At 63.2% G+C, this 1,522-nt stretch carries 1 protein-coding gene; it reads left to right on the top strand.

Going from position 1 to position 1,522, the window contains the following annotated elements:
* Positions 1 to 119: 119 nt before the first annotated feature.
* Positions 120 to 1,232: an IS110 family RNA-guided transposase gene (locus tag GL286_RS22025; protein WP_155097695.1), complete on the top strand. Its 1,113-nt coding sequence runs from the start codon at positions 120 to 122 to the stop codon at positions 1,230 to 1,232.
* Positions 1,233 to 1,522 lie beyond the last annotated feature (290 nt).

Genomic DNA, 1,522 nt, shown 5'->3' with positions numbered 1-1,522 from the left:
TTAGACCCGATGATCGGGAGGTGAGCTGACTGGGTTGGCGGCCTCTCCCGCGGCATTCTCCGTTCGAGGGTTGCACCAGGTCGGCTGGTGCCGAGCCTCAAGAATGGGGGAGAGACCGAATGCAGAATAGCATTTTCATCGGGTTGGATGTCCACAAGGCGACGATTTCCGTCGCGGTTGCGCAGGGCAGTCGGGGTGGTGAAGTCCGACATTGGGGCACGGTCCCCCATCGTCCTGACCATGTGCGCAAGCTGGTCGAGAAGCTGAGCGCTGGCGGCGGTAAGCTTCATTTCTGCTATGAGGCGGGGCCCTGCGGGTATGGCCTGCATCGACAACTGGCGGAACTTGGGCAGGACTGCATCGTGGTGGCCCCCTCGCTCATCCCGGTGAAGGCAGGCGATCGGGTTAAGACCGACCGCCGGGACGCGATGATGCTGGCAAAGTTACACCGTGCCGGGGAACTGACAGCTGTGTGGGTTCCAGACACGGCGCATGAGGCGATGCGCGATCTGGTTCGGGCTCGGGCAACTGCAATGCGGGTGACCGGCAAGGCGCGGCAGCATCTGCAGGGATTTCTGCTGCGTCATGGTCGCATCTATCCCGGGAAGAAGGGCTGGACGGTGGCCTATCGCCGCTGGCTGACAACGGTGCGCTTCCAGCACCCCGCCCAACAGATCGTGCTTCAGGATTACGTCGACGCGGTTGCCGATGCCGAGGCGCGCGTCGCCAAGCTGACAGGGCAGATCGCGGATCTCCTGCCGGAGTGGAAGCTCGCGCCCGTGGTAGCGGCGGTCCAGGCCATGCGCGGGGTCGCTTTCATCGTTGCCGTGACAGTGGTGGCCGAGGTCGGGGACTTCCACCGCTTCGATAACCCGCGCCAGTTGATGGCCTATCTCGGGCTTACGCCCTCGGAGCATTCCAGCGGTTCAAGCCAGCGCCGGGGCGGCATCACCAAAGCCGGCAGCGGTCTCGCGCGTCGCGCCCTGATCGAAGGGGCTTGGAGCTATCGCATGCAGGCGCGGGTCAGCCGCAAACTCCATGACAGGCTGGAGGGATTGCCCTCGGCGATCCGCGACATCGCCTGGAAAGGACAGTTGCGGATGTGCCAGCGCTATCGCCATCTCGTTGCGGCAGGAAAAGCCAAGGTCGTCGTCACCACGGCCATAGCGCGCGAAATGGTCGGCTTCATCTGGGCCATCGCTCGGGCCGTGACGCCGCTCCAGGCCTGCTGAACTGCGGCCAGCGAAGAAAACAACGCCCTGATCCTGCCGATGCGCAAGGTTGGGGACGGAACGCGGTGGGGAATCCTCGTGCCCTGTTATGAGCCGACATGGTCGACGCTCGCTCCTTAGACCGAGGCAGCCCCAAGACGAAACCACGGTCATGCGGTAACCAACCCGCGCATGAGAGCTTGCTCAACCGTCGTCTCAGTTCCGTCTCCAACCTTGCGCATCCACATCACGTTGGCCCGGATCAGCCGGAATAAATGCTATGGAACAAAGCCTTGACAACGATCATGAGA

The sequence above is a fragment of the Paracoccus aestuariivivens genome, assembly GCF_009711225.1.
Classification (GTDB): domain Bacteria; phylum Pseudomonadota; class Alphaproteobacteria; order Rhodobacterales; family Rhodobacteraceae; genus Paracoccus; species Paracoccus aestuariivivens.
Note: the sequence above shows the minus strand (reverse complement) of the source record. Positions and strands in the feature narration are given on the sequence as shown.

Coding starts and splice junctions, on each gene's coding strand:
- GL286_RS22025 (WP_155097695.1), top strand. CDS start 120: ATGCAGAATAGCATTTTCATCGGGTTGGATGTCCACAAGGCGACGATT.